General features: G+C 71.6%; 21 protein-coding genes. 13 read left to right on the forward strand and 8 right to left on the reverse strand.

What is annotated here, in order from left to right; genetic code table 11:
• Positions 1-496 (forward strand): HNH endonuclease signature motif containing protein (locus CJ197_RS10995; RefSeq protein WP_233190873.1); only part of this gene is annotated, 496 nt, incomplete at its 5' end.
• Positions 497-665: 169 nt separating this feature from the next.
• Here CJ197_RS10995 and CJ197_RS11000 read toward each other — a convergent pair.
• Positions 666-2,405: an ABC transporter ATP-binding protein/permease gene (locus CJ197_RS11000; RefSeq protein ID WP_102236803.1), complete on the reverse strand. Its 1,740-nt coding sequence runs from the start codon at positions 2,403-2,405 to the stop codon at positions 666-668.
• 4 nt (positions 2,406-2,409) lie between these two features.
• A complete protein-coding gene (locus CJ197_RS11005; RefSeq protein WP_102236804.1) occupies positions 2,410-3,552 on the reverse strand; it encodes a DUF1611 domain-containing protein in 1,143 nt (380 codons plus the stop codon).
• Positions 3,553-3,745: 193 nt separating this feature from the next.
• Between CJ197_RS11005 and CJ197_RS11010 the strand changes: the two genes are divergently transcribed.
• Positions 3,746-5,446 (forward strand): hypothetical protein, encoded by a 1,701-nt coding sequence (locus CJ197_RS11010; protein WP_102236805.1) that lies wholly within the window; start codon positions 3,746-3,748, stop codon positions 5,444-5,446.
• Between the two features lie 39 nt (positions 5,447-5,485).
• Here the strand turns inward: CJ197_RS11010 and CJ197_RS11015 are convergent, their stop codons facing one another.
• Positions 5,486-6,931, reverse strand: coding sequence for an aminotransferase class V-fold PLP-dependent enzyme (locus tag CJ197_RS11015; RefSeq protein ID WP_158239457.1), 1,446 nt, complete (start codon positions 6,929-6,931; stop codon positions 5,486-5,488).
• 88 nt (positions 6,932-7,019) lie between these two features.
• Here CJ197_RS11015 and CJ197_RS11020 point away from each other — a divergent pair, with 88 nt between their 5' ends.
• The 4 genes from CJ197_RS11020 (at position 7,020) to dnaB (ending at position 10,235) form a co-directional block, all read left to right on the forward strand.
• A complete protein-coding gene (locus tag CJ197_RS11020; protein WP_146007762.1) occupies positions 7,020-7,499 on the forward strand; it encodes a hypothetical protein in 480 nt (159 codons plus the stop codon).
• A 37-nt stretch (positions 7,500-7,536) separates the two neighbouring features.
• Complete coding sequence (locus tag CJ197_RS11025) at positions 7,537-8,361, forward strand: DUF4097 family beta strand repeat-containing protein (RefSeq protein ID WP_158239458.1); 825 nt, start codon at positions 7,537-7,539, stop codon at positions 8,359-8,361.
• A 22-nt stretch (positions 8,362-8,383) separates the two neighbouring features.
• Positions 8,384-8,797, forward strand: coding sequence for a hypothetical protein (locus CJ197_RS14920; protein ID WP_146007763.1), 414 nt, complete (start codon positions 8,384-8,386; stop codon positions 8,795-8,797).
• Between the two features lie 61 nt (positions 8,798-8,858).
• Positions 8,859-10,235, forward strand: coding sequence for a replicative DNA helicase (dnaB, locus tag CJ197_RS11030; protein ID WP_158239459.1), 1,377 nt, complete (start codon positions 8,859-8,861; stop codon positions 10,233-10,235).
• Positions 10,236-10,390: 155 nt separating this feature from the next.
• Here the strand turns inward: dnaB and CJ197_RS11035 are convergent, their stop codons facing one another.
• Positions 10,391-10,807 (reverse strand): hypothetical protein, encoded by a 417-nt coding sequence (locus tag CJ197_RS11035; protein ID WP_102236808.1) that lies wholly within the window; start codon positions 10,805-10,807, stop codon positions 10,391-10,393.
• A gap of 242 nt (positions 10,808-11,049) precedes the next feature.
• On the opposite strand from CJ197_RS11035, the gene CJ197_RS11040 reads away from it, so the two are divergent.
• The 4 genes from CJ197_RS11040 to CJ197_RS11050 all read left to right on the forward strand — a co-directional run bounded on the left by CJ197_RS11040 (position 11,050) and on the right by CJ197_RS11050 (position 13,009).
• Entirely contained in the window at positions 11,050-11,280 is a 231-nt protein-coding gene (locus tag CJ197_RS11040; RefSeq protein WP_102236809.1) for a hypothetical protein, read from the forward strand.
• Positions 11,267-11,665 carry a type II toxin-antitoxin system VapC family toxin gene (locus CJ197_RS11045; RefSeq protein ID WP_102236810.1) on the forward strand — a complete coding sequence of 133 codons (399 nt, stop codon included), beginning with the start codon at positions 11,267-11,269 and terminating at the stop codon, positions 11,663-11,665. Before CJ197_RS11040 ends, CJ197_RS11045 begins: the two co-directional genes overlap by 14 nt.
• Positions 11,666-11,774: 109 nt before the next feature.
• Positions 11,775-12,035, forward strand: coding sequence for a hypothetical protein (locus CJ197_RS14925; RefSeq protein ID WP_146007764.1), 261 nt, complete (start codon positions 11,775-11,777; stop codon positions 12,033-12,035).
• A 383-nt stretch (positions 12,036-12,418) separates the two neighbouring features.
• Positions 12,419-13,009 carry a YetF domain-containing protein gene (locus tag CJ197_RS11050; RefSeq protein ID WP_102236811.1) on the forward strand — a complete coding sequence of 197 codons (591 nt, stop codon included), beginning with the start codon at positions 12,419-12,421 and terminating at the stop codon, positions 13,007-13,009.
• A gap of 110 nt (positions 13,010-13,119) precedes the next feature.
• Here the strand turns inward: CJ197_RS11050 and CJ197_RS11055 are convergent, their stop codons facing one another.
• Entirely contained in the window at positions 13,120-15,054 is a 1,935-nt protein-coding gene (locus tag CJ197_RS11055; RefSeq protein WP_102236812.1) for a solute carrier family 23 protein, read from the reverse strand.
• Positions 15,055-15,175: 121 nt separating this feature from the next.
• Between CJ197_RS11055 and CJ197_RS11060 the strand changes: the two genes are divergently transcribed.
• Positions 15,176-15,982: an alpha/beta hydrolase fold domain-containing protein gene (locus tag CJ197_RS11060; RefSeq protein WP_233190875.1), complete on the forward strand. Its 807-nt coding sequence runs from the start codon at positions 15,176-15,178 to the stop codon at positions 15,980-15,982.
• Positions 15,979-16,548 (forward strand): hypothetical protein, encoded by a 570-nt coding sequence (locus CJ197_RS11065; protein ID WP_146007765.1) that lies wholly within the window; start codon positions 15,979-15,981, stop codon positions 16,546-16,548. The genes CJ197_RS11060 and CJ197_RS11065 overlap by 4 nt, the downstream gene beginning before the upstream one ends.
• A gap of 24 nt (positions 16,549-16,572) precedes the next feature.
• Here CJ197_RS11065 and CJ197_RS11070 read toward each other — a convergent pair whose 3' ends face one another.
• The 3 genes from CJ197_RS11070 to CJ197_RS11085 all read right to left on the reverse strand — a co-directional run bounded on the left by CJ197_RS11070 (position 16,573) and on the right by CJ197_RS11085 (position 19,128).
• Positions 16,573-17,802, reverse strand: a complete 1,230-nt coding sequence (locus CJ197_RS11070; RefSeq protein WP_102236887.1) for an alkaline phosphatase family protein — start codon at positions 17,800-17,802, stop codon at positions 16,573-16,575.
• Positions 17,803-17,959: 157 nt separating this feature from the next.
• Positions 17,960-18,835: a hypothetical protein gene (locus CJ197_RS11075; RefSeq protein ID WP_158239460.1), complete on the reverse strand. Its 876-nt coding sequence runs from the start codon at positions 18,833-18,835 to the stop codon at positions 17,960-17,962.
• Positions 18,832-19,128, reverse strand: coding sequence for a hypothetical protein (locus tag CJ197_RS11085; RefSeq protein WP_102236815.1), 297 nt, complete (start codon positions 19,126-19,128; stop codon positions 18,832-18,834). The genes CJ197_RS11075 and CJ197_RS11085 overlap by 4 nt, the downstream gene beginning before the upstream one ends.
• A 109-nt stretch (positions 19,129-19,237) precedes the next feature.
• On the opposite strand from CJ197_RS11085, the gene CJ197_RS11090 reads away from it, so the two are divergent.
• A complete protein-coding gene (locus CJ197_RS11090; RefSeq protein WP_102236816.1) occupies positions 19,238-20,656 on the forward strand; it encodes a serine/threonine-protein kinase in 1,419 nt (472 codons plus the stop codon).
• The last annotated feature ends 9 nt before the right edge of the window (positions 20,657-20,665 follow it).

Below are 20,665 nucleotides of genomic sequence, written 5' to 3' on the forward strand. Positions count from 1 at the left end.
GGCGAAGACGTATCAGGTGAGTCGGTCGATGCAGGAGTTGCTGCGGCAGATCGACCCGATCTGCGCAGTCCCCGGCTGCAGCACCATCGTCACCACCAGCGGCGAAACGGACCACATCGAAGAATTCGACCACCAGCATCCAGACCGGGGTGGCCCCACGAGCCCCCAGAACCTCCACCGGCTCTGCTACAGCCATCACCGGCTGAAAACCCTCGGGCTCATCGACCCGATCCGCGACCCCAACACCGGGGTGACCACCTGGACTGCCCGAACCCGCGGACGCAGCCGCCCCTTGACCGAAACCGCACGCAACACCGACCTCGTCACCCGCGAGCTCGGCGACCACCTGCGGGTTATCTGGAACTCCTACCTCGAACGCGAGGAAGACGCCCACCGCCGAGCACGGGGTGAAGCGGTAGACGAAGAGAGCGAGCCAGCCGCAGACCCACCCAGCCCCGCTGCCCCGCTTTACGACCCCGAGCACCCGCCGTACTGAGAGCACCGCTCCGCACGGACGGCACTGCGCCAGGCCCGCGCACCCTACGCCCGAGCCCCGGGCAGCCTCCCCGACCCCAACCACGAACGGCACTCAGACGACCGGCCACCTGCCATATGCACGCAGCCGGTCGCCTGAGTACCGTCCATGGAATCCTGGCGCCAACACCTCAGCCGTCATCCCCGCCGCCAGCGCCCTCAGCCCCAGCACGCCCATCCCCGGCACTCCAGGCATCCCGCGCCTCGCCCTCGAGCCGGTGCTCGCGTGCTCCGACCGCCGCGGCGAGCCCGTCGGACCCCACCATGACCACCATCCCCGGGTACCCGGCCAGCAGCCGCTCGAGCATCCGTCGGCCGGCATCGTCCAAATCTCCCTCGAGGCCGTCGATCAACAGCAGCGGCGGCGTCCCGTACACCGCACGGGCCAGGGCCAGGCGCGCCTTATCGGCCCGCGACAGCGGATCCCCGCCGCGCCGCAGCTTCGTGCCGGGCCCACCGGGCAGATGCGCCAGGTCCAGCCCCACCAGGTCCAGCACCTCCTGATCGAGCGCCGCATCGAGGTCCGGGCGCCGGTAGTGCAGGGCGCGCCGCACGCTGCCGCGCTCGAACACGGTGCCGGAGGCCACATGCCCCACCAGCACCCGCGTCTCCTTCGGCGAGATTGCCCGCAGGTTGTGCCGCCGCACCCACACCGAATCCGGTGCCTCATCCTCCGGCCCCGGCGACAACTCCAGCAGGCGGCGCAGGAACTCCTGCGGAGCCTGCGGGTCATCGGACACCAGTCGCACGATCTCCCCCAGCCGCCCCTGCACCGGCGCACCCGGCGCGGTCAGGCCCGGCAGGTCCAGCAGGATCGCCGCAGCATCATCGGCCGCGGCCGGCAACCGCACCGCTGCCCCCGCCTTGCGCCGCTGCTTCGCATGCGTCCGGCGTTCCTTCGCCGCCGCAATCGCCGGGCCCAGCACCATGCGGGCCGACTTGTACGTCTGCCGGTACTCCACCACCCGGCCGATCCCCAGCACCGGCGTGGACGCGATCCCCGCGACGGCCATCGCCGCCATCGTCACCCCTGGCTGCAGCCCCAGGTAGGTGCCGGTCGCCGCGACCATCAGCGTGGTCAGCGTCGAGGCGACGACGCCGCCAGCCCGGATGGTGCCCACCGTCTCCGCGCGGTCCACCGCGATCTCCACCAGGTCACTCGAAGCGTCCCGCAGATTCCGCAGCTCACGCTTCGACCCACCGGCCGCGAGGATCCCCTCGGACGCCGTGACCGTATCCGCGATCCGGGAGGCGAGCCGCCCCCGGGTACGGCGCATCCGACGGGTCTTGATCAGCGCTGAGCGCGACCACACCACCAGGCACAAACCCAGCACCAGCAGCGGCGTCGCCATCGCGAGCGCCAGGTATGGGTGCAGCACCAGCAGCGTCGCAAGACTGCCGCCCACCAGCGGCACCGCGACCGTCAGCGGCGCGATGCCCTGCGAAACCCAGTTGCGCACCCCCGAAAGATCATTCGTGGTCCGCGCCACCGTCACGCCGAGCGACGTTGAATGCCCCGGGGTGAGGGCATCGCCCAGCAGCGTGAGTCGCAGCTGGTGGACGTAGTCCTGCCCCAGCTTCTCGCCCACCACCCACTCGTGCATCGTCAGCGCACCGATTGCGACCGCCGTGAGGACCAGCAGGATCACCGCTCGCAGCAGCAGATCCGAGGACCCGGCCGGGGCGGCCTGCAGCCGCACCAGCGCCCACGCGGACAGCGCACCCAGCGCCGCCTGACCCAGGCCCAGCAGCACCAGCAGCAGCAGCCACCACCGCCGCGCACCCCGCAGCAGCGGGGGCAGCGGCGGGGCGTGCTTGAGCAGCCCGTTGTCCAGCAGGACGGGTTCGCGCTCGCGACGGCGCAGGAGCATCAGCTCAGGCCTCCTGCAGCAGATCCTCGACAGCGCCGCGCGCCACCTCCGGCAGCCCCAGGTCGAAGGTGTCGATCACCGGCACCTCCAGGGCCCGTCGCGCTTCCGCGGCCGCGAGCGGGGACGCGGTCACCACACCGGAGACGAGCGCCGGCCCGTGGCCCAGCCCCGTCAGCGCCTGCACGCCCCCGGCCGCGCCCAGCGCATCCCCGGCGGCGAACACGATGCGATCCACCACCTGCGTGACATGCGGATCCTGCAGCAGCCGCGAGGTCTCGCCCTGGTAGAGCCCATCGGCGATCTCGATCAGCACCACATCGGGCCGCTCCGCGCCGCCGGCCAGCTCATCGGCCATCGACAGCACCAGGTCACGCACCTCCTCGTACTCCACCTGGAAGGTCGAGGGGTAGCCGAAGTCGGTGAAGTCCAGGACCCGATGCGCTCCCGCGTCGGTGAACAGGTTGTAGTCGTTGCCGGCCCCGGTGCCGGTGGCCTTCCCGGCCGCGACCCGCAGGCCCGCCGCCGCCAAGCCGTGCGCGAGATGCGCCAGCACCGTGGACTTCCCGGAGTTCATCGACGTGCCCAGCACCGCGATGACCGGCACGTCATGCGCGGGCCGCTGCGGGCGGGCCGTCACGCCGCGCACCACGTGATGGGCGGCGGCGCGCTCGAGCGTCACCGGGCCGTGCGCATCGCGCACCACGCCGATGGGCTCGATCTCGGTGGGCAGATCGATGTCCGCGTGCTGGTCGATCACGCGAGAGGCGAGGCCACCCGCCGCCGCCAGATGGCAGGGGCCCAGGTCGCCGGGGATGACCGCAAGGAACTGGTCGGCGGCGTACCGGGAGCCGTAGGCCACCAGGATCTCGTCACCGGGGAACAGGATCTGCCGACGCGACACCGGAGACTCCAGACGCTTGTGCTGCCCGATCTCGATGACCCGCGCGAGGACGACCTCGCCGGCGCTCGGCACATGGTCCTCGGTGATGAGGTCCAGCCCGGTGGCGCGGCGCAGGAACGCCCCGACGGTGCGGGTGGAGAAGGCGTGCTTGGCGCGCTCGAGGCGCACCCGGGTGCTCACGGCCGTGGCAGCGGGGCGGGGGAGAGCCGGCGCGGTGGCGGTGAGGTCGTGGTCCAGGACGGTCATGTGGTGCTCCTCGAAACGATGGTCCAGGCGGGACCGCTGCGGTCCTGCCGTGCGAGGTGAAGCAGACTCCTGCGCCATGAGGTCGCGATGAGGCGTTCATGAGAGGGATCTCAGGAAGATGAACGTCCTGGCCAGCGCCGGTGTAGACGATCGGCCGATGCCGTGGCCCACCCCACCTTGGTAGGTTGCCCGTGTGACTGCTCCCGGCGCCGCCTCCCTCCCGTCCGCGCCTGAGGGAGCCCTGAGCGCAGAGCTGCCCGACGGGGAGCAGCTGCGCCAGGCCCTGCGCCCTGCCGCTCTGCCGCTGCCCACCCCCCGCACGGCCGCGGAGATCGCCGAGCGTCTGCATGATCTGCTGGGCGCCGGGCAGAACCAAGCCGCCCGTGACCTTGCCGCCCGAACCCTCGCGACCCGTGCCCTCGTCGAGCCGCCCCGAGACGCTGCCGCCGACGGGTCTGCCGCCGACCGCCTGGATCTCGCCCGCGCCCTCGTACGGGTCGCCGACGCCTCCAACAAACCCGAGATGCTGCAGCAGGCTGCCGGGCAGTACGTGAGCCTGCTGCGCCGCGGCGGGCATCGCGCGCAGGCCGCGGCGACCGCGCAGGTGCTGCAGGAGATGCTGACTCCCGTCGGCCCCACCGCCGCGACCCGCGCCGCCCTCGCCCAGCAGACCCCGCCGGATCCTGCCCCGTCCTCTGCGCGGGGGCGCCGACGGGCCGCACCGGTCGCCGTGGACCCGGGGCTGCTGGCCGTGGCGCGCGCCCTCGCACCCCTGCCCGGAGCCGACGACCCCGCGCGGCTGCTCGCCCGCACCCGCGCGGCCCTGAGCGCGCTGCCCGAGGTGCGGGAGCAGCTCGCCGCTGATCCCGAGGCGGAGCTGCGGCTGCGCCTCGCCCAAGCCCTCGAGGGCTGCGGGGATGATGCCGCCGCGACCAGCGCTGCCCTGGACGTGCTGGACCTGCTGGAGACGCCCGGTGAGACCGCCCCGTCGGACCCTCAGCATCTGGCTGCCGCCGCCCGTGCTCTGCTGGCCCGCACCCTGGGGCTGTCCCATCCGACGCTCGCCGCCCAGCACGCCGTCACAGCGCTCCTGACCCTCTCCGCAGTGGAGGATCCGCCGCTGCGGATCGGCCTGATCACCTCCCTGCTGCGCGCCCTGCTGGCCGCCGATGCGCAGCGCGAGGCGTCCTTCACCGCCGGCCGCCTGATTTCCCTGCAGCGCACCCTGCAGCAGGAGCCGCTGCGCGTCGCGCCCCTGCTCGCGGTTGCGACGCAGCGCCTGCAGGCCGAGCGGTATGAGGCCGCGTGGGTGCCGCTTGAGCAGGCCCGCGAGATCGCCACCCGCCACCGTGACCACCGGGGTCTGCTCGAGGCCGCCCGGCTCGGCGCGAGCCTGCGCGAGCGCGAACAGGACCAGGCCGGATCACTGCGCGAGCTGCAGCGACTGGCCCGCGAGGCCCGCTGGCTGGCCGATGACCTCGCCACCGCCCGCGCCGAACAGCCGGAGCTGGTGCGGCTCGAACTGCAGTCGAACTCGCTTGCGCTGCGGCGCGCCCTGGACCTCGGTCAGCGCGGCGTGGTCAGCAGGTGCGTCCGCGCGATCGAGCGCCGCACCGCGCCCGGCGCCGGCTGGACCGGGCTGCCACCTGAGCTGCTGTGGGACCACCGGGTGGATGCGCGCGCGGGAGCCCTCATCGCCGCCGGGGAGGAGCTGCGGGAGACGGCCGATGATGAGGCTGCCGACGAGGGCGCGCTGGCCGCCGCCCGCGCCGAGCTCGACCGCTGCCTCAAGCAGGCGCGCACGGCGATCGACGCCGCCCCGCCCGGGCACACCGAACGCGCGGAGTACTGGCGCACCTACGTCAGCGAACGCTACGCCCACTACACAGGCTGAGACCCGGGGCGGGCTGACACCCGGGGCAGGCTGAGCCGCTCAGGACCCGTCGGCCTCCTGCATCGTGGTGGTGAGCACCTCGATGACGGCCTGCGGATCGGTCGCGGGGTTCACGAAGGCGAGCCGCAGCGCCACCTCACCATTGACGCTGGTGGGCACGCACAGCATCGTCCCCGTCTTCGCGAGGCGCTGCGACCAGCGGCGATACGCCGGTGCCGTCCAGCCGGGGCGGCGGAACACCACGACCGACAGCTCCGGCTCCGCGATCAGCTCCAGATGCTCGGACTCGCGGATCGCGCGGGCCACGGTGCGGGCGTTGCTGAGCCCCTTCTCCACGGCCGCGCTGTACGCCTCGGTGCCGTGCGTGGCCAGGGAGTACCACAGCGGCAGGCCGCGGGTGCGGCGGGAGAGATGCGCGGCGAGGTCCGACGGGTTGGACTCCCCGCGGTCGATCGAGTCGAGGTAGGAGGCGTGCTGCGAGTGGGCGGCCGCCGCTGGGCGCGGATCCCGATACAGCAGGGCGCAGCAGTCATACGGCGCGAACAGCCACTTGTGCGGGTCCACGATGAAGGAATCGGCCTGCTCGATGCCGGTGAAGCGCTCGCGGGCGCTCGGCGCGGCGAGGGCCGCCCCGCCGTAGGCGCCATCGACATGCACCCACACGTCGTGGGCGTGCGCCGCCTCGACCACCGCGGCGATGTCGTCGACGATCCCGGCATTGGTGGTGCCGCCCGAGGCGACGACCGCGCAGATCCGCGGATCCGCCTCCAGCGCGGCAGCGAGTGCCGCGCCCGTGAGGTGCCCGCGGTCATCGACCGGCACCGTCACCACGTCCATGTCCAGCAGTCGCGCGGCTCCCGCCACGGAGGAGTGTGCGGTCGAGGCGCAGGCCAGCGCCCAGCCGCCTTCGGGCCGACGGCCCCGTCGGCGCAGGGCGTCCTCCCGCGCGGTGGCGAGCGCTGAGAGGTTCCCGGAGGTGCCGCCGGAGACGAATACGCCCGCGGCGTCTGCCGGCCATCCCAGCAGGTCGGCGATCCAGCGCAGCACCTGGTTCTCCGCGAAAATCGCGCCGGCGCCGCCCTCCCAGATGCCGCCGAACACGTTGGCGGCGGAGACGACGGTGTCGAAGGCGACCGCCGCGCGGGTGGGGGCGGCCGGGATGTAGGCGAGGTTCATCGGGTCATCGCTCGCGCGGGTGGCCGGCAGCAGCACCTCATCGAACAGCTGCATCGCCCGGGGTGCTCCGATCCCGCCCGCGGTGATCGTCTCGCCGACCTCGGCCTGCAGCTCTTCGGCGCTGCGGGCAGTGGTCTTGGGGTCGCTCGGGGTGGTGGCGTGCGCGGCGGCCCAGCCCAGCGCCAGGTTCACGGCCTCCCGCTCATCGCCCCACACGGGCGAGGGCGGCAGATGGCTCTGCAGCGCATCGGAGGCGCGGGAGAAGTCGGAGGCGGGGGAGGAGTGGGGCTGTACGGGATCCTGGGTCACGCAAGCATGGTGCCACGCGCGCCGCGCTCCCGCAGACCTTGACGCGACGCCATGATGACGTCAGGCTGGCGCCATGGATCTTCGTGCCGTGACCGATTCCGTCCAGGATCAGCTCCACACCACCGCCGCGCTCGGGGACGAGAACATCCGCCGCGCCGCCGATCTGCTCACCGTCTCCCTCGAACCCGCGCTGCGGCTCGCACTGCAGGACGTCATCGGGCAAGTCGCCGCCGAGATCTCCGCCCAGATCGCCCCCGGCCGGGTGGATGTGACGATGCTGGGCGCCGATGCCGACATCCGCGTCACGCCTCCGCCCGTGACCCCGCCTGCGCCTGCCACCGCCCCATCGGCCCCGACGGATGAGGACGAGCAGACCGGCGGCGCGACCAGCCGCGTCACCTTCCGGCCCCCGCAGGCGCTCAAGACCCGCCTCGAGCGCGCCGCCGCCCAGGAGCAGCTGAGCCTGAACACCTACCTGGTGCGGGCGCTCACCGCGCACCTGGATGAGCCCGCCCCCACCCAGGCCCCGAGCCACGGCGCCGGCCGCACCAGCGGCTGGTTCCTCTGAGCCCCGCCAGACACCGCCCGCCCGAACGGAGAGCGCCATGAGCAGCACCGACGAGTACATCGCCCCCACCATCCACACCTTTTCCTCCTCCACGCCGATCCACGTCTCGGTGCAGAACCTGCGCGGGGACATCTCCCTGCGCACCGAGCCCGGCGATCAGATCCGCGTCGAGCTCGCGCCCCGCGGGCAGGCCGGGCAGGAGCTTGTCGAGCGCATGGAGGTCCGCTTCGAGGGCGGGCGCCTCACCGTGAACGCCCCCGCGGAGGAGGCTCAGCATGTCGGCGGTCGGCTGGGAGACCTCCTGCGCGGTATGGGCGGGGGTGAGGGGAGCGGAGGTTCCTGGACCGACCGTTTCGCCTCCTCTATGCGCTCCACCTGGCGCAGTGTGGAAGGGCTCGCGGGGACCCTGGCTGTCACCGTCGTGGTGCCCGAAGGTTCGCGGGCCGTGCTGCATGATGGCGCCGGGGACCTGCGGGTGAGCGGTGAGCTGGCGCGCGTGGAGGCGCGCACGGGCGCGGGGGATGTGCGCGTGAGCAGTGCTCCGGCGGATCTCAGCGTGACGACCGGCAGCGGGGACATCACGATCGAGGAGCTGCGCGGTGACGCCCGACTGACCTCCGGCGTGGGTGACGTGACCGTGTCCCGCGCCCTCGAGGGCGCACTGCGCATCCGCAGCGGCACCGGGGATGTCACCGTCCGCGTCGCCGAGGGGACCGCGACCAAGGTGGACCTCGCCACCGGGCGCGGCGACCGCGACGTGCGCCTGAGCCCCACCAGCGGCGCCGGTGCCGCCGAGCGGGTCCTCGAGATCCACGCCCGCTCCGGTGTGGGGGATGTGCGCGTCCTGCGGGCTGAGGGCTGAGCGCCCTCGATACGGTGTGCCCATGCCTGTGGCCACCCTGCTCGAACACCTCATCGGCGACGTCCTGGCCCCGCGTGGTCGGCTGCTCGGACGTCTGCGGCCGTGTCCGCCCAGCGCCCTGCCGAGGGACCTGGACCCGGCACAGGCCGGTCACGTGGTGCGCGGGCGGCGGGGCTGGCGCGGGATCCTGCTGGGCACGGCCGATGGCTTCCTGTGGGCCGTGCAGATCCTGTCGCCCGAGCACAGCAGCGACGGTGCCCCGACCCATCCGCTGCCCGAGCTCGTGATCGATGGGACGGCGCGGCGAGGGGACCGCGCTCACCTGGGACAGGTCCTGCGGGCCCGACCCTCGGCGCTGCGGCGCACCGGCACCTCACTGCGACGCCGCGATGCTGAGGCGCTGCGGGAGGCCCTCGCGGCTGCCGCCCGCACCTGATCTGTCCACAGCCTCCGGGCCCTGCCGCCCGCCCGTCGGCCCTCCTTCCTACACTGGACCGGTGACCTCCACCGACGCCTTCGAAGCCGGACCCGACCGTGCCCTTGAGCGCACCCCGCCGCAGGACCTCGCCGCGGAGCGGGGCGTGCTGGGCGGCATGATGCTGTCCAAGGACGCGATCGCCGACGTCGTCGAGACGCTCCACGGCGACGACTTCTACCGTCCCGCCCACGAAATGATCTACGAGGCGATCATCGACCTGTACGGGCGCGGCGAGCCGGCGGACCTCGTGACCGTCTCCGATGAGCTCTCCAAGCGCGGTGAGCTGCAGCGCGTGGGCGGCGGCGCGTACCTCGCGGACCTCATCGACATGGTCCCCACCGCCGCGAACGCCGGGTTCTACGCCGAGATCGTCGCCGAGCGCGCCACCCTGCGGCGCCTCGTGGAGGCCGGCACTCGCATCGTCCAGCTCGGCTACGCGAGCGAGGGCGGCGAGGTGGATGAGGCCGTCAACGAGGCCCAGGCCCAGGTGTACTCCGTCACCGAGCGTGGGCAGAGCGAGGACTTCGTGCCGCTCGGCGAGGTGATCGACGAAACGCTCAACGCCATCGAGGCCACGCAGAACCGGGGCGGGCAGGTCACCGGCATCCCCACCGGCTTCGCGGAGTTCGACGAGCTCACCCAGGGCCTGCACCCCGGGCAGATGATCATCTTCGCGGGCCGCCCCGCGATGGGAAAGACGACGCTCGGCATGGACGTGCTGCGCTCGGCGTCGATCCACAACGGGCAGACCTCCGTCATCTTCTCCCTCGAGATGGACAAGACCGAGATCACGATGCGCCTGCTCTCCGCAGAGAGCCAGGTGCCAATGAACCGCATGCGCGACGGCTCCATGGACGACCGCGACTGGCAGTCCATGGCCCGCGCCATGAGCCGGATCGCCGATGCGCCGCTGTTCATGGACGACAGCGCGAATATGTCGCTCATGGAGATCCGCGCCAAGTGTCGGCGCCTCAAGCAGAAGCACGACCTCAAACTCGTGGTCATCGACTACCTGCAGCTCATGAGCTCCGGCAAGAAGGTCGAATCGCGCCAGCAGGAGGTCTCCGAGTTCTCCCGCGCTCTGAAGCTGCTGGCCAAGGAGATCGAGGTGCCGGTCATCGCGATCTCGCAGCTGAACCGCGGCAGCGAGCAGCGCACCGACAAAACCCCGATGATGAGCGACCTGCGCGAATCCGGCTCTATCGAGCAGGACGCGGACCTCATCGTGCTGATCCACCGCGAGGACTACTACGAGAAGGAGTCCGCGCGCGCCGGCGAAGCGGATCTCATTGTCGCCAAGCACCGCAACGGCGCCACCAAGACCATCCCCGTCGCCTTCGAGGGGCACTACTCGCGGTTCAAGGACATGGCGGGGACCGGCGGGTTCAGCGGCTGAGTCTGGCGCACCGATCATGATGGAGCCATAACGGCTCCATGCCCACTATCCAGATCACAGACGTCCCGGCCACAACCCACGCCGTGCCGCGCGAACGCGCCGTGAAGGTCATGGGCCTCAGCTGAGCGGCCGCAGCCGCAGTCGATGGCAGCCGATCATCCTGCCTCGTCGAGAGTCACCCTGCCCTCGCAGATCCCGGTGATCTTGAGCCGCACCCCGTCGATCTCGAGCACATCGCCAACCTGCTGCGCCATGAACACCCGGTCGCGGCCCGGGATGTCGCTCGGAGGGGACGTCTGCCAGGCGATGTTCGCGGTGGGCGGCTCAGCGGTGTGGTCCACGACGTTCGCGGTGAGCTCGAGGCTCGCCCCGGAATCGGTGGCCGGCAGCGTCGTGGAGCTCGGACCCGCAAGGCCCTCACGCAGCTCATGGTCGAAAGCCTCAGGGCAGGTCATCGCATCCTCCTCGGGAGCCGAATTCGGGTGTTCCGGCTCAGGAGCAACAGGCTGTCCGCGACGACATGCTGCGGAGCCCAGCACGAGCGCGGCGATCAGGATGACGCGTCGTCGCATGGTGCCTCCGATCCGTGGTGTCCCTCAGAACCTACCGGCTCCGGAGAAGTAGTCGTCGAACTCATCGACGGTGAGCACGAGGAGGTCGACTGCTGCCGAGGTGTCGAGGATCATCGGGGGAGGCCATCCTCGTCGTAGAGGTCGGCATTGGTGAGCCAGCGGTCTCGCGTGGCCCGGACCTCCTGTTGCAGGACTGGCGGGTGAGGCTGGCGCACCGATCACGATGGAGCCATGATGGCTCCATGCCCAATATTCAGATCAAGGACGTCCCGGCAGAGACCCATGCCGTGCTGCGCGAGCGTGCCTCCGCTGCGCATCAGTCGCTCCAGGAGTATCTGCTGACGCTCCTGGTGGAACAGGCCTCGAGGCCCACCGTGGACGAGGTGCTGGATCGGGTGGCGGGGCGTCACGGTGGCCGAGTCGACATTGCCCTCGCGCTGGATACCCTGGACGCCGACCGTGCTCGTCGTTGATGCGAGCGTGCTCGTCGTCGGGCTCCTGGACGACGGGCCGGCCGGCCGATCCGTCCGTGCCCGGCTCCGGGGCGAGCAGCTCGTCGCCCCGTCGCACATCGACCTCGAGGTGATCTCCGCGTGGCGAGGGCTCGCGCGCTCGGGCCGGATTCCTGCTGAGAGGATCCAAGATGCCGTGGGCGACCTCCAGGATTTTCCGATGCGCAGGATCGTCCCCACCGCCCTGCTGGCTCGCTGCTGGGAGCTGCGGGACAACATCACCCCGTACGATGCGGCCTACGTTGTCCTCGCGGAAGCGTTGGAGACGACGCTGCTCACGGCCGATGAGCGGCTCGCTCGCGCCTCCGGGCCGCGCTGCGCCGTGGAGGTCATGGACCTCAGCTGAGCCACTCCAGGAACGCCAGCACCTGTCAAGCCCCGGGTTTGGTGGAGGCTGGGTTATCTGGCGTTCAGGGTTCGAGGGCGGGTTCTGAGGGGTGGGAGAGGGGCTCGGCATGGGGTTCCAGGCCAACTACTCCGTCAAGAGCGGAGCAGGACGCGTCGACAGCGTGAAGCCTAGAGAGGACCTCACCTACAACAACGTGCCAAGCCGGACGGTCACGGCGCAGTCCACATACATCGGCCGTAAGACCAGCACGTCCTCGATGTACGCTTGGGGCAGCACGTGGATCAAGTCGGAGATCGCTGGAGTGACGAAGACCTGGTGCCTCGAGCTCAGGGTCACGGGCAGCGCCTGGGGCACACAGTGGTCCTGAGCGGTCCACGAAAGGAGAACCATGGATCTGGGAATCGGACCGATTGAGGTACTGCTAGTCGGAGGGCTGGGGGTCCTGGCCTTAGCTATCGTGAAGATTGCTTTTGGGGACCGTGGATCTCGGCATCGGAAGCACAAGGACTGAGAGAAAAGCTCCCGTGAGGGCAAGGGCTCGCCGCAGATGTGGCGAGCCCTTGCCCTGTGGAGCAGCAGTCTCGCCTCTGGGGTCGAAGGATGTGGGGCGCGGATAGCCGTACCCGGCGATGGGTCTGCCGCACGATCAGGTGACAGTTGGGGTGTCAGGCCGCGAGGCTCACGGCCGGGCAGATCGCTCGGTGGCGAGGTCGGCCAGCCCGCCACTGCCCGCCCTGCCAGACTTGACCCATGACCTTCCTCGATCAGCTGTGGTTCCAGATCGGCATCACCCCCGCCGGGGTGATGGGCGTGCTGCTGGCCACGGTCACGCTGTACCTGCTGTTCACGCTGATCCTGCAGGTCGCCGGGCAGCGGCTGTCCGCGAACCCCTCAGTGCTGAGCTTCGCGGTGATGGCGCTGCTGGGCGCCCTGACCGCCCGTGCCATGCTCGGCAATTCGCCCACCCTCTTGGGCTGGCTCCTCGCCGTTGCCGTGCTGCTGCTGCTCGAATCCACGCTGGGGCGGATCCGCGGGGGACTCGGCCGGGTGTTCCGCCGTGGCGGACCGCGCGCGAGCGTCGTCATGATCCACGGGCACCCACTGCCGGACACCCTGCACCAGGTGGGCATGGATGGCGAGCACCTGACCGCCCTGCTGCGGAGGGCCGGAGTGCGTCACCTGATCGACGCGGACCTCGTGATCCTCGAACCGCGCGGCTCCCTCACCGTGATCCGTCGCGGCCAGCAGATCGACCCAGCGCTCCTGACGGATGTCCGCGGCGCCGAGCGGATCCCGCCGTCACTGCTGCGCAGCGCCCACGCACCCCACAGGCGACCCTGATCCACCCCGCTGATCCGGCTACGTTTTGATGGAAATCGGGGAGGTATTTCCACGGAAATGTCACCGGATCGGCGAGAGGTGAGAAGGGTGGGCGCGGCGCCGCCCCCGTGTCAGCGCAGGGACTCGAACTTCCGCGCCCAGGCGCTGCCGATGGGGTTCGCGTCGGCGACCATGATTGAGAAGCGGTCCCCGGCGATCTCCGCAACCTCGGTGAGGGCCACCCGTCGCTCATGCTCGGGGGAGTGGTCCAGGCGGCGCACCCCGTCGGCGAGGATCTGGCGGAAGGAGTCGGTGCGGCCCAGGAACGCCACGAAAGGCAGGCCGAACTTCTCCTGGTAGCGGGCTGACAGGTCCGTGAGCGCCTCGACGTCCTCCTCGCTCAGCCCGTCGAGCGCGAGCGAGCCCACGTCCTGGCTGATCCGCCCGGCCTCCTCCTCATCGGCCGTCACCAGGGTGCCCATATCCGGGTAGGCGGCGATCAGCGCATCCTGCTCGGACCGGTCCGCGGCGAGCACCGCGTCCTCGATCGCCTCCCGCAGCGCGGGCGCATCGGCGAAGGGCCGCGCCTGCCACGCCCGCTCCAGCGGCCACGTGGCCCCGTTGAACAGCGTGCCGAAGGTCGCTACGAACTCCTCGCGGTCCATGGCGTTGACTGCCTCGATGCCGATCCGTCGGCCCGTGGCGTCGGTTGCCACATGGGAGCCCTGCTGGCGGCCGATGTGGAAGAACAGCAGGTTCAGCACGATCGCGGTGATCGCCCCGACGGTCACGCCGGAGGAGACGAACACCTGCGCCCACGCCGGGAACACCCCGGCGATGTCCGGCTTGAAGCTCACCAGCATCGCCAGACCCAGCGAGGTCCCCACGATCACGCTGTTGCGGTTATCGGTCAGATCCACCGTGGTGAGAGTCTGGATGCCCACCAGCGCCACCGAGGCGAACAGCGCGAGCGACGCCCCACCCAGCACGGGGGAGGGGATCGCCTCGACCACCGCACCGGCCTTGGGCAGCACACCGAGGATGATCATGATGACGCCCGCCCCGGCCACCACCCAGCGGGAGGTCACGCGGGTGAGCCGCACCAGCCCGATGTTCTGCGCGAAGCACGTGTACGGGAAGGAGTTCAGCACCCCGCCCAGCAGGGTCGAGAGGCCGTCGGCCCGCAGCGCCTCGGCGATATTGCGCGGCCGGATCCGCTTGCCCACGATCTCCCCGGCGGCGAACACATCCCCAGTGGTCTCCACCATCGTGATGAGCATGACGATGATCATGGAGACGCACGCGGTCAGCGAGAACGCCGGCCAGCCGAAGTAGAACGGGGTGGTGACCCCGAAGGCGCTCGCCTCGGTGACGCCCGCGAAGGACGTGTCCCCCAGCAGCAACGCCACCGCCGTGCCGATCACCAGCCCCAGCAGCACCGCGATCGTGGCCAGGAAGCCGCGGAAGAACCGCTGCACCAGCACGATGATCCCCAGCGTCCCCAGGGCGTACAGGATGTCGCGGGTCGCCGGCGTGCCTTCGGCGTAGTTGGTGATGTCCCCCGCGGAGACGCCCAGCAGGGTGATGCCCATCGTGGTCAGCACCGTGCCGATCACCACCGGCGGGAAGAACCGCAGGATCCGCGCGAAATACGGGGCGGCCAGGAACGTGAACAGACCCGCCACGATGATCGAGCCGTAGATCATCGGCAGCCCCTCGGCGCCGCCCTCACCGCCCGTAGCCGCAAGGCCGATCGCGATGATCGGGCTGACCGCCGTGGTGGTCACCCCCTGGATGATCGGCAGGCGCACCCCCACTTTCCAGAACCCCACCGACTGGATCAGCGTCGCGATACCGCAGGTGAACAGGTCCGCGTTGATCAGGTGGATGGTCTGCTCCGCGGACAGGCCCAGACCGCCGGCGATCAGCAGCGGCACGATCACTGCGCCCGCGTAAAAGGCCAGCACATGCTGGATCGACAGCACCGCGAGCTTCCCAGGAGCGGGCACCTGATCGACAGGATGCTTCCGGGCAGCAGCGGGAGAGGGGGCAGGGACGGCGGTCATGACGGTCCTTCGACACAGCGCGGGGGTGGGGCGGGATACCGCGCCCCAGGGTAAGCCTCCGCCCGGATACGGGCATGCCGCGGCCTGCGAGCCGAACGCCGGTCCATGGGAAGATGCCCCCATGAGCCTCGTGAGCACCCTGCGCACCGTGCGGATCCTCGCCTCCCAACGGCCCACCACGCCGCCGCGGTCCATCGCCGCGCCGTCCCGGGTCCACCGTGAGCGCCGCGGCCGAGTGCCGATCACCTGGATCGACCGCGACCGCGCCGCCGACGGCATCATCGTGCACCTGCACGGCGGGGACCACCTGTACGGCGAAAGCCGCGCGGACTGGGCCTGGCTCGAAGAGGTGGCGCGCCGCTCCGGTGCCGCCGCCGTGATGATCCACCACCGCCTGGCGCCCCGCTTCCCCTTCCCCGCCGGGCTGCACGACGTCCTGGCTGTCATCGAGGATCTCAGCGAGGACGTGACCCTGCGGCCCGGGCACTGGGTGCTCAGCGGTGAGGGATCCGGCGCCGCGCTCGCTCTCGCCGCCGCGCAGACCCTCGCCGAGCAGGGCGCGACCCTCCCGGCCGCGCTGCTGGTCGAGTCACCGTGGGTGGACCTTACCCGCGAGCAGCATGACCTCGATCAGCTGCGCACCGCCGCCGAGCTGTACACCGCATCCGTCCCGCGCGAGGATCCGCGGATCAGCCCGGCGCTCGCCGACCTCGCCGGCCTGCCACCCGTGCTCATCGTCACCGGGGAGCACGATGAGCTGCGGCAGGACGCCCAGGACCTCGCCACCGCCCTGACCAGAGCCGGCACGCCCCGCGAGCTCGTGAGCGTTACGGCCGGCCGCTCCCCGGCGGTCCGCGGTGAGGGTCCTGCTGCGCAGGAGGCCCGTCGGCACCAGATCCGCGCCATCCGCGAGGGGCTCGCCCCGTGACCCACCCCGTTCAGGGATCGGTGACGTGGGATGGTGTCACCCCCGCGGTCGAGACGATCCACGAGTTGCTGTGGCGGTTCACCACCAGCGGGGCGCTGCGTGTGGCCCTGCAGCAGATCCGTCTCACCCCGGACCCGGCCGGCGAGGCTCACAGCCCCGAGGTGCACGAGGTCATCGACGAGATCGCCGATGTGGGGGGCAACCTCGTCTCCCTGCCGCGGCGGGACGCCGTGCGCGCCGACGCCGAGATCTCTGCGCAGCTCGATGCGGCGCTCGCCCGCCTGTGGGCCGATGTCGCCGCGGACCTGGGGCAGAGCCCGGACATGCTCTCGGTGCTCCTGGACGCCGACGGGCAGCGCTTGGTCTACGTGACGTTCGACGTCGCCGTCACCGCCCGCGAGCTCGCCGAACGGCCCCAGCATCCGGCGCTGCACGGCGGGGCGCACCACATCGCCCATCACGCCCCGGCCCTCGATGACCTGCGCGACCGCCTCGCGCCGCCCGAGCCCAGCCGGATCTGCCAGGCCTGGGACGAGCTGCGCGAGACGCTGCGCCGCCTGCGCTGAGCTGCTGCGCCCCGCGGCGTCGGCTCACACCGGCTGGACCATGCCCCGCATCCCGCTCGCGGTCGCATCCGGCAGCTGCACACCCATCGCGGTGGCGAGCGTGACCCCCAGATCCGCCCAGGATCCCTCCACCGGGCCCTCCGGCAGGCCCGGTCCGCGCGCGGAGGTCACGGTGGGGGCCGACGGATCGCTGACCGCGCGCGGCCCCGCATAGTACGGATCCTCGCCGTCCACGAGCGGCCGATGCGTCGCCGGCAGCCCGAACACCGTGCCCGGCGTGCCCTCGAGCACCCCGATCACATCGGTCTCGCGCGTGGCCCCCACCCCGTCGGCCACCTCCCGCAGCGTCAGCCGCGTATGCGCCCCCAGCTCCCGCAGCGCCGCGAGGGTCTGCTCGCGCACCGCTGCCGGTTCCTCGCGCCGCACATGGATCACGCCGCGCGGACCATCGGGCCACACCAGTGCCCGGAACTGCGCGATGCGCGTACCGTCGGTGCGCAGCAGCCCGGCTGCGGCCAGCTCCGTGTTCGGGTGGACCAGCAGCGCCGTGGGCACGAGCGGCCGACCTGGCACCAGCACCACTCGGTCGTCGGTCTGTGTGGCGAAGGCGCTGCGGATCCGCTGGATCGCCTCAACCGTGTCGGACAGGGAGCGGGAGACCTCCGGGCCATCCAGGCCCGCGCAGCGTCGCGCCGCCCCCAGGCCGGTCAGCCGCACCGCCATGAGGTCGATGCGCCCCGCGGCGAGGGCCTCCTCCGCGATCTCGGCGACCAGCGCATCGGGCGCCACCTGGGACAGCTGCACCCCGGCGGCCCGGCGCTGAGCCAGATGCTCGGCGACCATCCGCGGGGAGCTCGTCGCCTCCGTCATCTGCCAGCGGTTGCGGTAGTGCCGCAGGTCCTCCACGAGCGGCAGGCATAGGTCGATGCCGCTGCCGGCGGTGGCCGGCCACTGCAGCGCCGCGCACATCCCACCTGCCTCGCGCACCCGGCAGAACAGGGTCTGGGCGCGCATCGCCGCGGAGTACCAGGTGGAGCGGCGCTCCGGGGCGGTGGGGTCGAAGGGCTCCTCGGTCGCCACCCCGGTGTGGGCGACGGTCGCACCGGTGGTCAGGCTCGCCAGCGCCGGTGCGGACTCCGAGGGCCCGCCGGGCCGGACCGTCAGGGTGCGGGTATCCGGGGCATGCAGCAGGCTCGTCGCCTCGAAGGCCTCCAGACCGTCGACGGCCAGGATCAGTGTGCGTCCGGCTTCCATCGGCTCCCCCTTCTCGCTCCGCGGCGGTGCGTGCACCCGCAGAACCTTAAGGAGGGCTGGCGACCTCGGTGCGAGGCGCCGGTGAGCAGGGGCGGGCGGCCAGATGAACACCCGGTGCTGCAATCGGATCCCCGTCACGGAGAGTGTGCCGCGGATGTCAGCACTCGACGTAGGTCCTGTGGTCAGCGGTGAACGTCCCGCTGTCCTCCAGCACATCCTCCGGGGCGATGACGGAGTGCTCGATCACCTCGGCCATGGTTGCGCGCTGCGCGGCCTCATGGTTCTCGGCTTCCTCCAGGGCCGGGGTCAGCAGGGCGTTCGCAGCGTCGGTCGCGCAGTCGTCCAGGCCGTGCAGGAGCACGTGCAGACGGCCCGGTGCGGGGCTGCCGTCCGTCTCCATCGCCGCCACCAGCCCCACCTGGATGGCCATCACCCCGACGCGCCGGGTGGTGGTGTCGATGACGGTGTGGGCGATGGTCGCTGCGAGCACCAGCGCTGGTGTGCCGTCATCGGAGGCGCGGTGCCAGCCCGCGGCGATCGCAGGGGCGCCGACGGTGCGGAAGTTCGGGGCGAGCGCGAAGGAGAGGAAGTGCCCCCGGCGCTCGGCCCAGGTCGATGTCACCTTCTCCGCGAGGGTCTGCGGCACTGTCTCGAGCATGAGGGCTTCCCGCTCGGCGGGGTCGAGGTCCTGCTGCCGTGCGGGGCTGAGGTAGGCGGTGTCCACGAAGGTCGTGATCTCATCGCGTAGGTCATCGAGCGTTGAGTCGTCCTCGCCGAGCTCCTGCCAGCCCTCGAGGCCGACGGCGGCGCCCTGGATCGGCAGGGCGCGCAGCTCTTCGGCGGTGCGGGCGTTCCACACCTGCGGGTCGAGTTCAGCGAGCGGGTCGCGCGGCACCTGGGAGGAGGTGGCGACGGGGGAGGGGCCGCAGCCGACGGCCAGCAGCGCCGGGGACGCGGCGAGCGCGGTCAGCAGGATGCGGCGGCGCGGGAGCTGCGGGCGCGGCAGCAGGGGGCGCGGGGTGCGGGAGGTCATCGTGGATCGGGCTGCGCGGCATCGGCGCGGCCGGACTCGGCGTTCATGCGCTGATGGATTGTTCGGGCGCGGTCATGGTCGCGCTGCACGGCGTCGTCCACGAGGTGCTTGGTGCTGTGCTCGGGCTCCTCCGGCTGCATCACCAACCACACCACCACCGCGAGGGTCAGCAGCAGACAGATGGCCACGAGGATCAGCATGAGCGTCCAGTCGAAGGGGACCGGATCCCAGAACGGGTCGCCGCGGAACCCCCCGGCCAGGGGCGCGCCGGGGATCTGCGTCAGCCGGTCCATCGTTGCCCCCTTCGTCCCTGCGCTCACGGCGCCGCGACGGGCGCCCGGAACCGCTCCAGCATAGCGGGCAGGCCGTGGCGGACCCCACGCCGGTTATGCTGAAAACATCATGGCTGACGTTATTGTGGGGCGCTTCGCGCTCATCGACCTGATCGCCAAGGGCGGTTCCGGGTCCGTCTGGCGCGCCTGGGACTCCAAGACCAAGGAGCTGTGCGCCGCGAAGGTGCTGCGGCAGCGCGATTCCGCAGACCTCATGCGCTTCGTACGCGAGAAGGGCGTCAGCTTCGACCATCCGCATCTGCTGACCCCCTACGGGTGGGGCGCCGAGGATGAGCACGTGGTGATCGCCATGCCGCTCGTCTCCGGCGGCACCCTGGAGGCGGTGGTCAAAAAGCGCGGCAAGCTCGCCGAACCCGCCGTGGTAGTGATCCTGGACCAGCTGCTGTCCGGGCTCGCGCATGTGCACTCCCAGGGGTGGATCCACCGCGATGTGAAGCCCGCGAACATCATGTTCGAACCGCGCGGAAGGGCGTGGCCGGTCTCGCGTCTGGCGGACTTCGGGATCGCCGTGCATGAGACCGATGTGCGCTTCACCCACGTCGGCATGGTCAACGGCACCCCCGGGTACATGGCCCCGGAGCTGTTCGCGATGGCTGAGCCCGCCCCTTCCCATGACCTGTATGCCGCGGGCGTGGTGGCGCTTGTGGCGCTGAACGGCCCGCTCAAGCTGCGTGATGGCGCGTTCCGTCCCGATGAGCTGACCCAGCATCTGCGCGGCGTGACCCCGAAGCTCTCCGCGGTGATCCGCAAGCTCGTGGCCGCACAGCCGGAGGACCGCTACCAGGACGCCGAATCGGTGCGGCGGGACCTGCCGCGTGTGCCGCAGGGCTACCCGCTGACCCTGGCCGATGGCACCCCCCTGGAGTTCCACGACACCCTGGATCCGCTGCCGCCGAACGCCCCCGGTGCCGCGCGGCCCGAGCGTCCCGCCCCGCATCCCTCGGCCTCCTCGATGGAGGCGATCCGGGCCGGGCAGGTGCAGCAGGGCTTCTCTCCGCCCTCCGCGTCCCCGCAGACCGGGCAGCGGCTCGTCCCCGGGGGGCAGCTGCCGGGCGCGGCGGGGCATGGCCCCGGCTACGGCCCGGGCAGCCCGCCTGGAGCTCCCGGGCAGCGAGGACCCGGCGGCCCCGGTGGGCCCGGCGGGTCACATGTGGCCGGCACGACGCAGACCGCTGCCTCCACCACCACGACGGGGGCGCGCCGCGGCCCGGACCGCAGCACGATGATCGCCGTGACCATCGGCGCCCTCGCCGCAGTGGTGCTCGGCGTGATCGCGGCAGTGGTGCTCGTGATGATGTTCGGCCCCGGCAGCTCGGCCGGGCCCGCGAGCCCCGTCGACCCCGCCTTCGCTCACGTGGAGCCGGGGCAGGAGTGCGTCAGCGAGGACCTCGGTGTCATCGGCATCACCGAGGACGGCACGTACCTGTCCTGCCGCGCCGACGGCGAGGGCGGGCTCGCCTTCGGCTGAGCTGCCCTC

It is taken from the genome of Brachybacterium sp. UMB0905 (assembly GCF_002871795.1).
Taxonomy (GTDB): domain Bacteria; phylum Actinomycetota; class Actinomycetes; order Actinomycetales; family Dermabacteraceae; genus Brachybacterium.

Bases quoted from the DNA above. Each gene is read 5' to 3' on its own strand.
- CJ197_RS11000 (WP_102236803.1), bottom strand. From the start codon at position 2,405: ATGCTCCTGCGCCGTCGCGAGCGCGAACCCGTCCTGCTGGACAACGGG.
- CJ197_RS11005 (WP_102236804.1), bottom strand. From the start codon at position 3,552: ATGACCGTCCTGGACCACGACCTCACCGCCACCGCGCCGGCTCTCCCC.
- CJ197_RS11025 (WP_158239458.1), top strand. From the start codon at position 7,537: ATGAGCAGCACCGACGAGTACATCGCCCCCACCATCCACACCTTTTCC.
- CJ197_RS14920 (WP_146007763.1), top strand. From the start codon at position 8,384: ATGCCTGTGGCCACCCTGCTCGAACACCTCATCGGCGACGTCCTGGCC.
- CJ197_RS11035 (WP_102236808.1), bottom strand. From the start codon at position 10,807: ATGCGACGACGCGTCATCCTGATCGCCGCGCTCGTGCTGGGCTCCGCA.
- CJ197_RS11040 (WP_102236809.1), top strand. From the start codon at position 11,050: ATGCCCAATATTCAGATCAAGGACGTCCCGGCAGAGACCCATGCCGTG.
- CJ197_RS14925 (WP_146007764.1), top strand. From the start codon at position 11,775: ATGGGGTTCCAGGCCAACTACTCCGTCAAGAGCGGAGCAGGACGCGTC.
- CJ197_RS11050 (WP_102236811.1), top strand. From the start codon at position 12,419: ATGACCTTCCTCGATCAGCTGTGGTTCCAGATCGGCATCACCCCCGCC.
- CJ197_RS11055 (WP_102236812.1), bottom strand. From the start codon at position 15,054: ATGACCGCCGTCCCTGCCCCCTCTCCCGCTGCTGCCCGGAAGCATCCT.
- CJ197_RS11060 (WP_233190875.1), top strand. From the start codon at position 15,176: ATGAGCCTCGTGAGCACCCTGCGCACCGTGCGGATCCTCGCCTCCCAA.
- CJ197_RS11070 (WP_102236887.1), bottom strand. From the start codon at position 17,802: ATGGAAGCCGGACGCACACTGATCCTGGCCGTCGACGGTCTGGAGGCC.
- CJ197_RS11075 (WP_158239460.1), bottom strand. From the start codon at position 18,835: ATGACCTCCCGCACCCCGCGCCCCCTGCTGCCGCGCCCGCAGCTCCCG.
- CJ197_RS11085 (WP_102236815.1), bottom strand. From the start codon at position 19,128: ATGGACCGGCTGACGCAGATCCCCGGCGCGCCCCTGGCCGGGGGGTTC.
- CJ197_RS11090 (WP_102236816.1), top strand. From the start codon at position 19,238: ATGGCTGACGTTATTGTGGGGCGCTTCGCGCTCATCGACCTGATCGCC.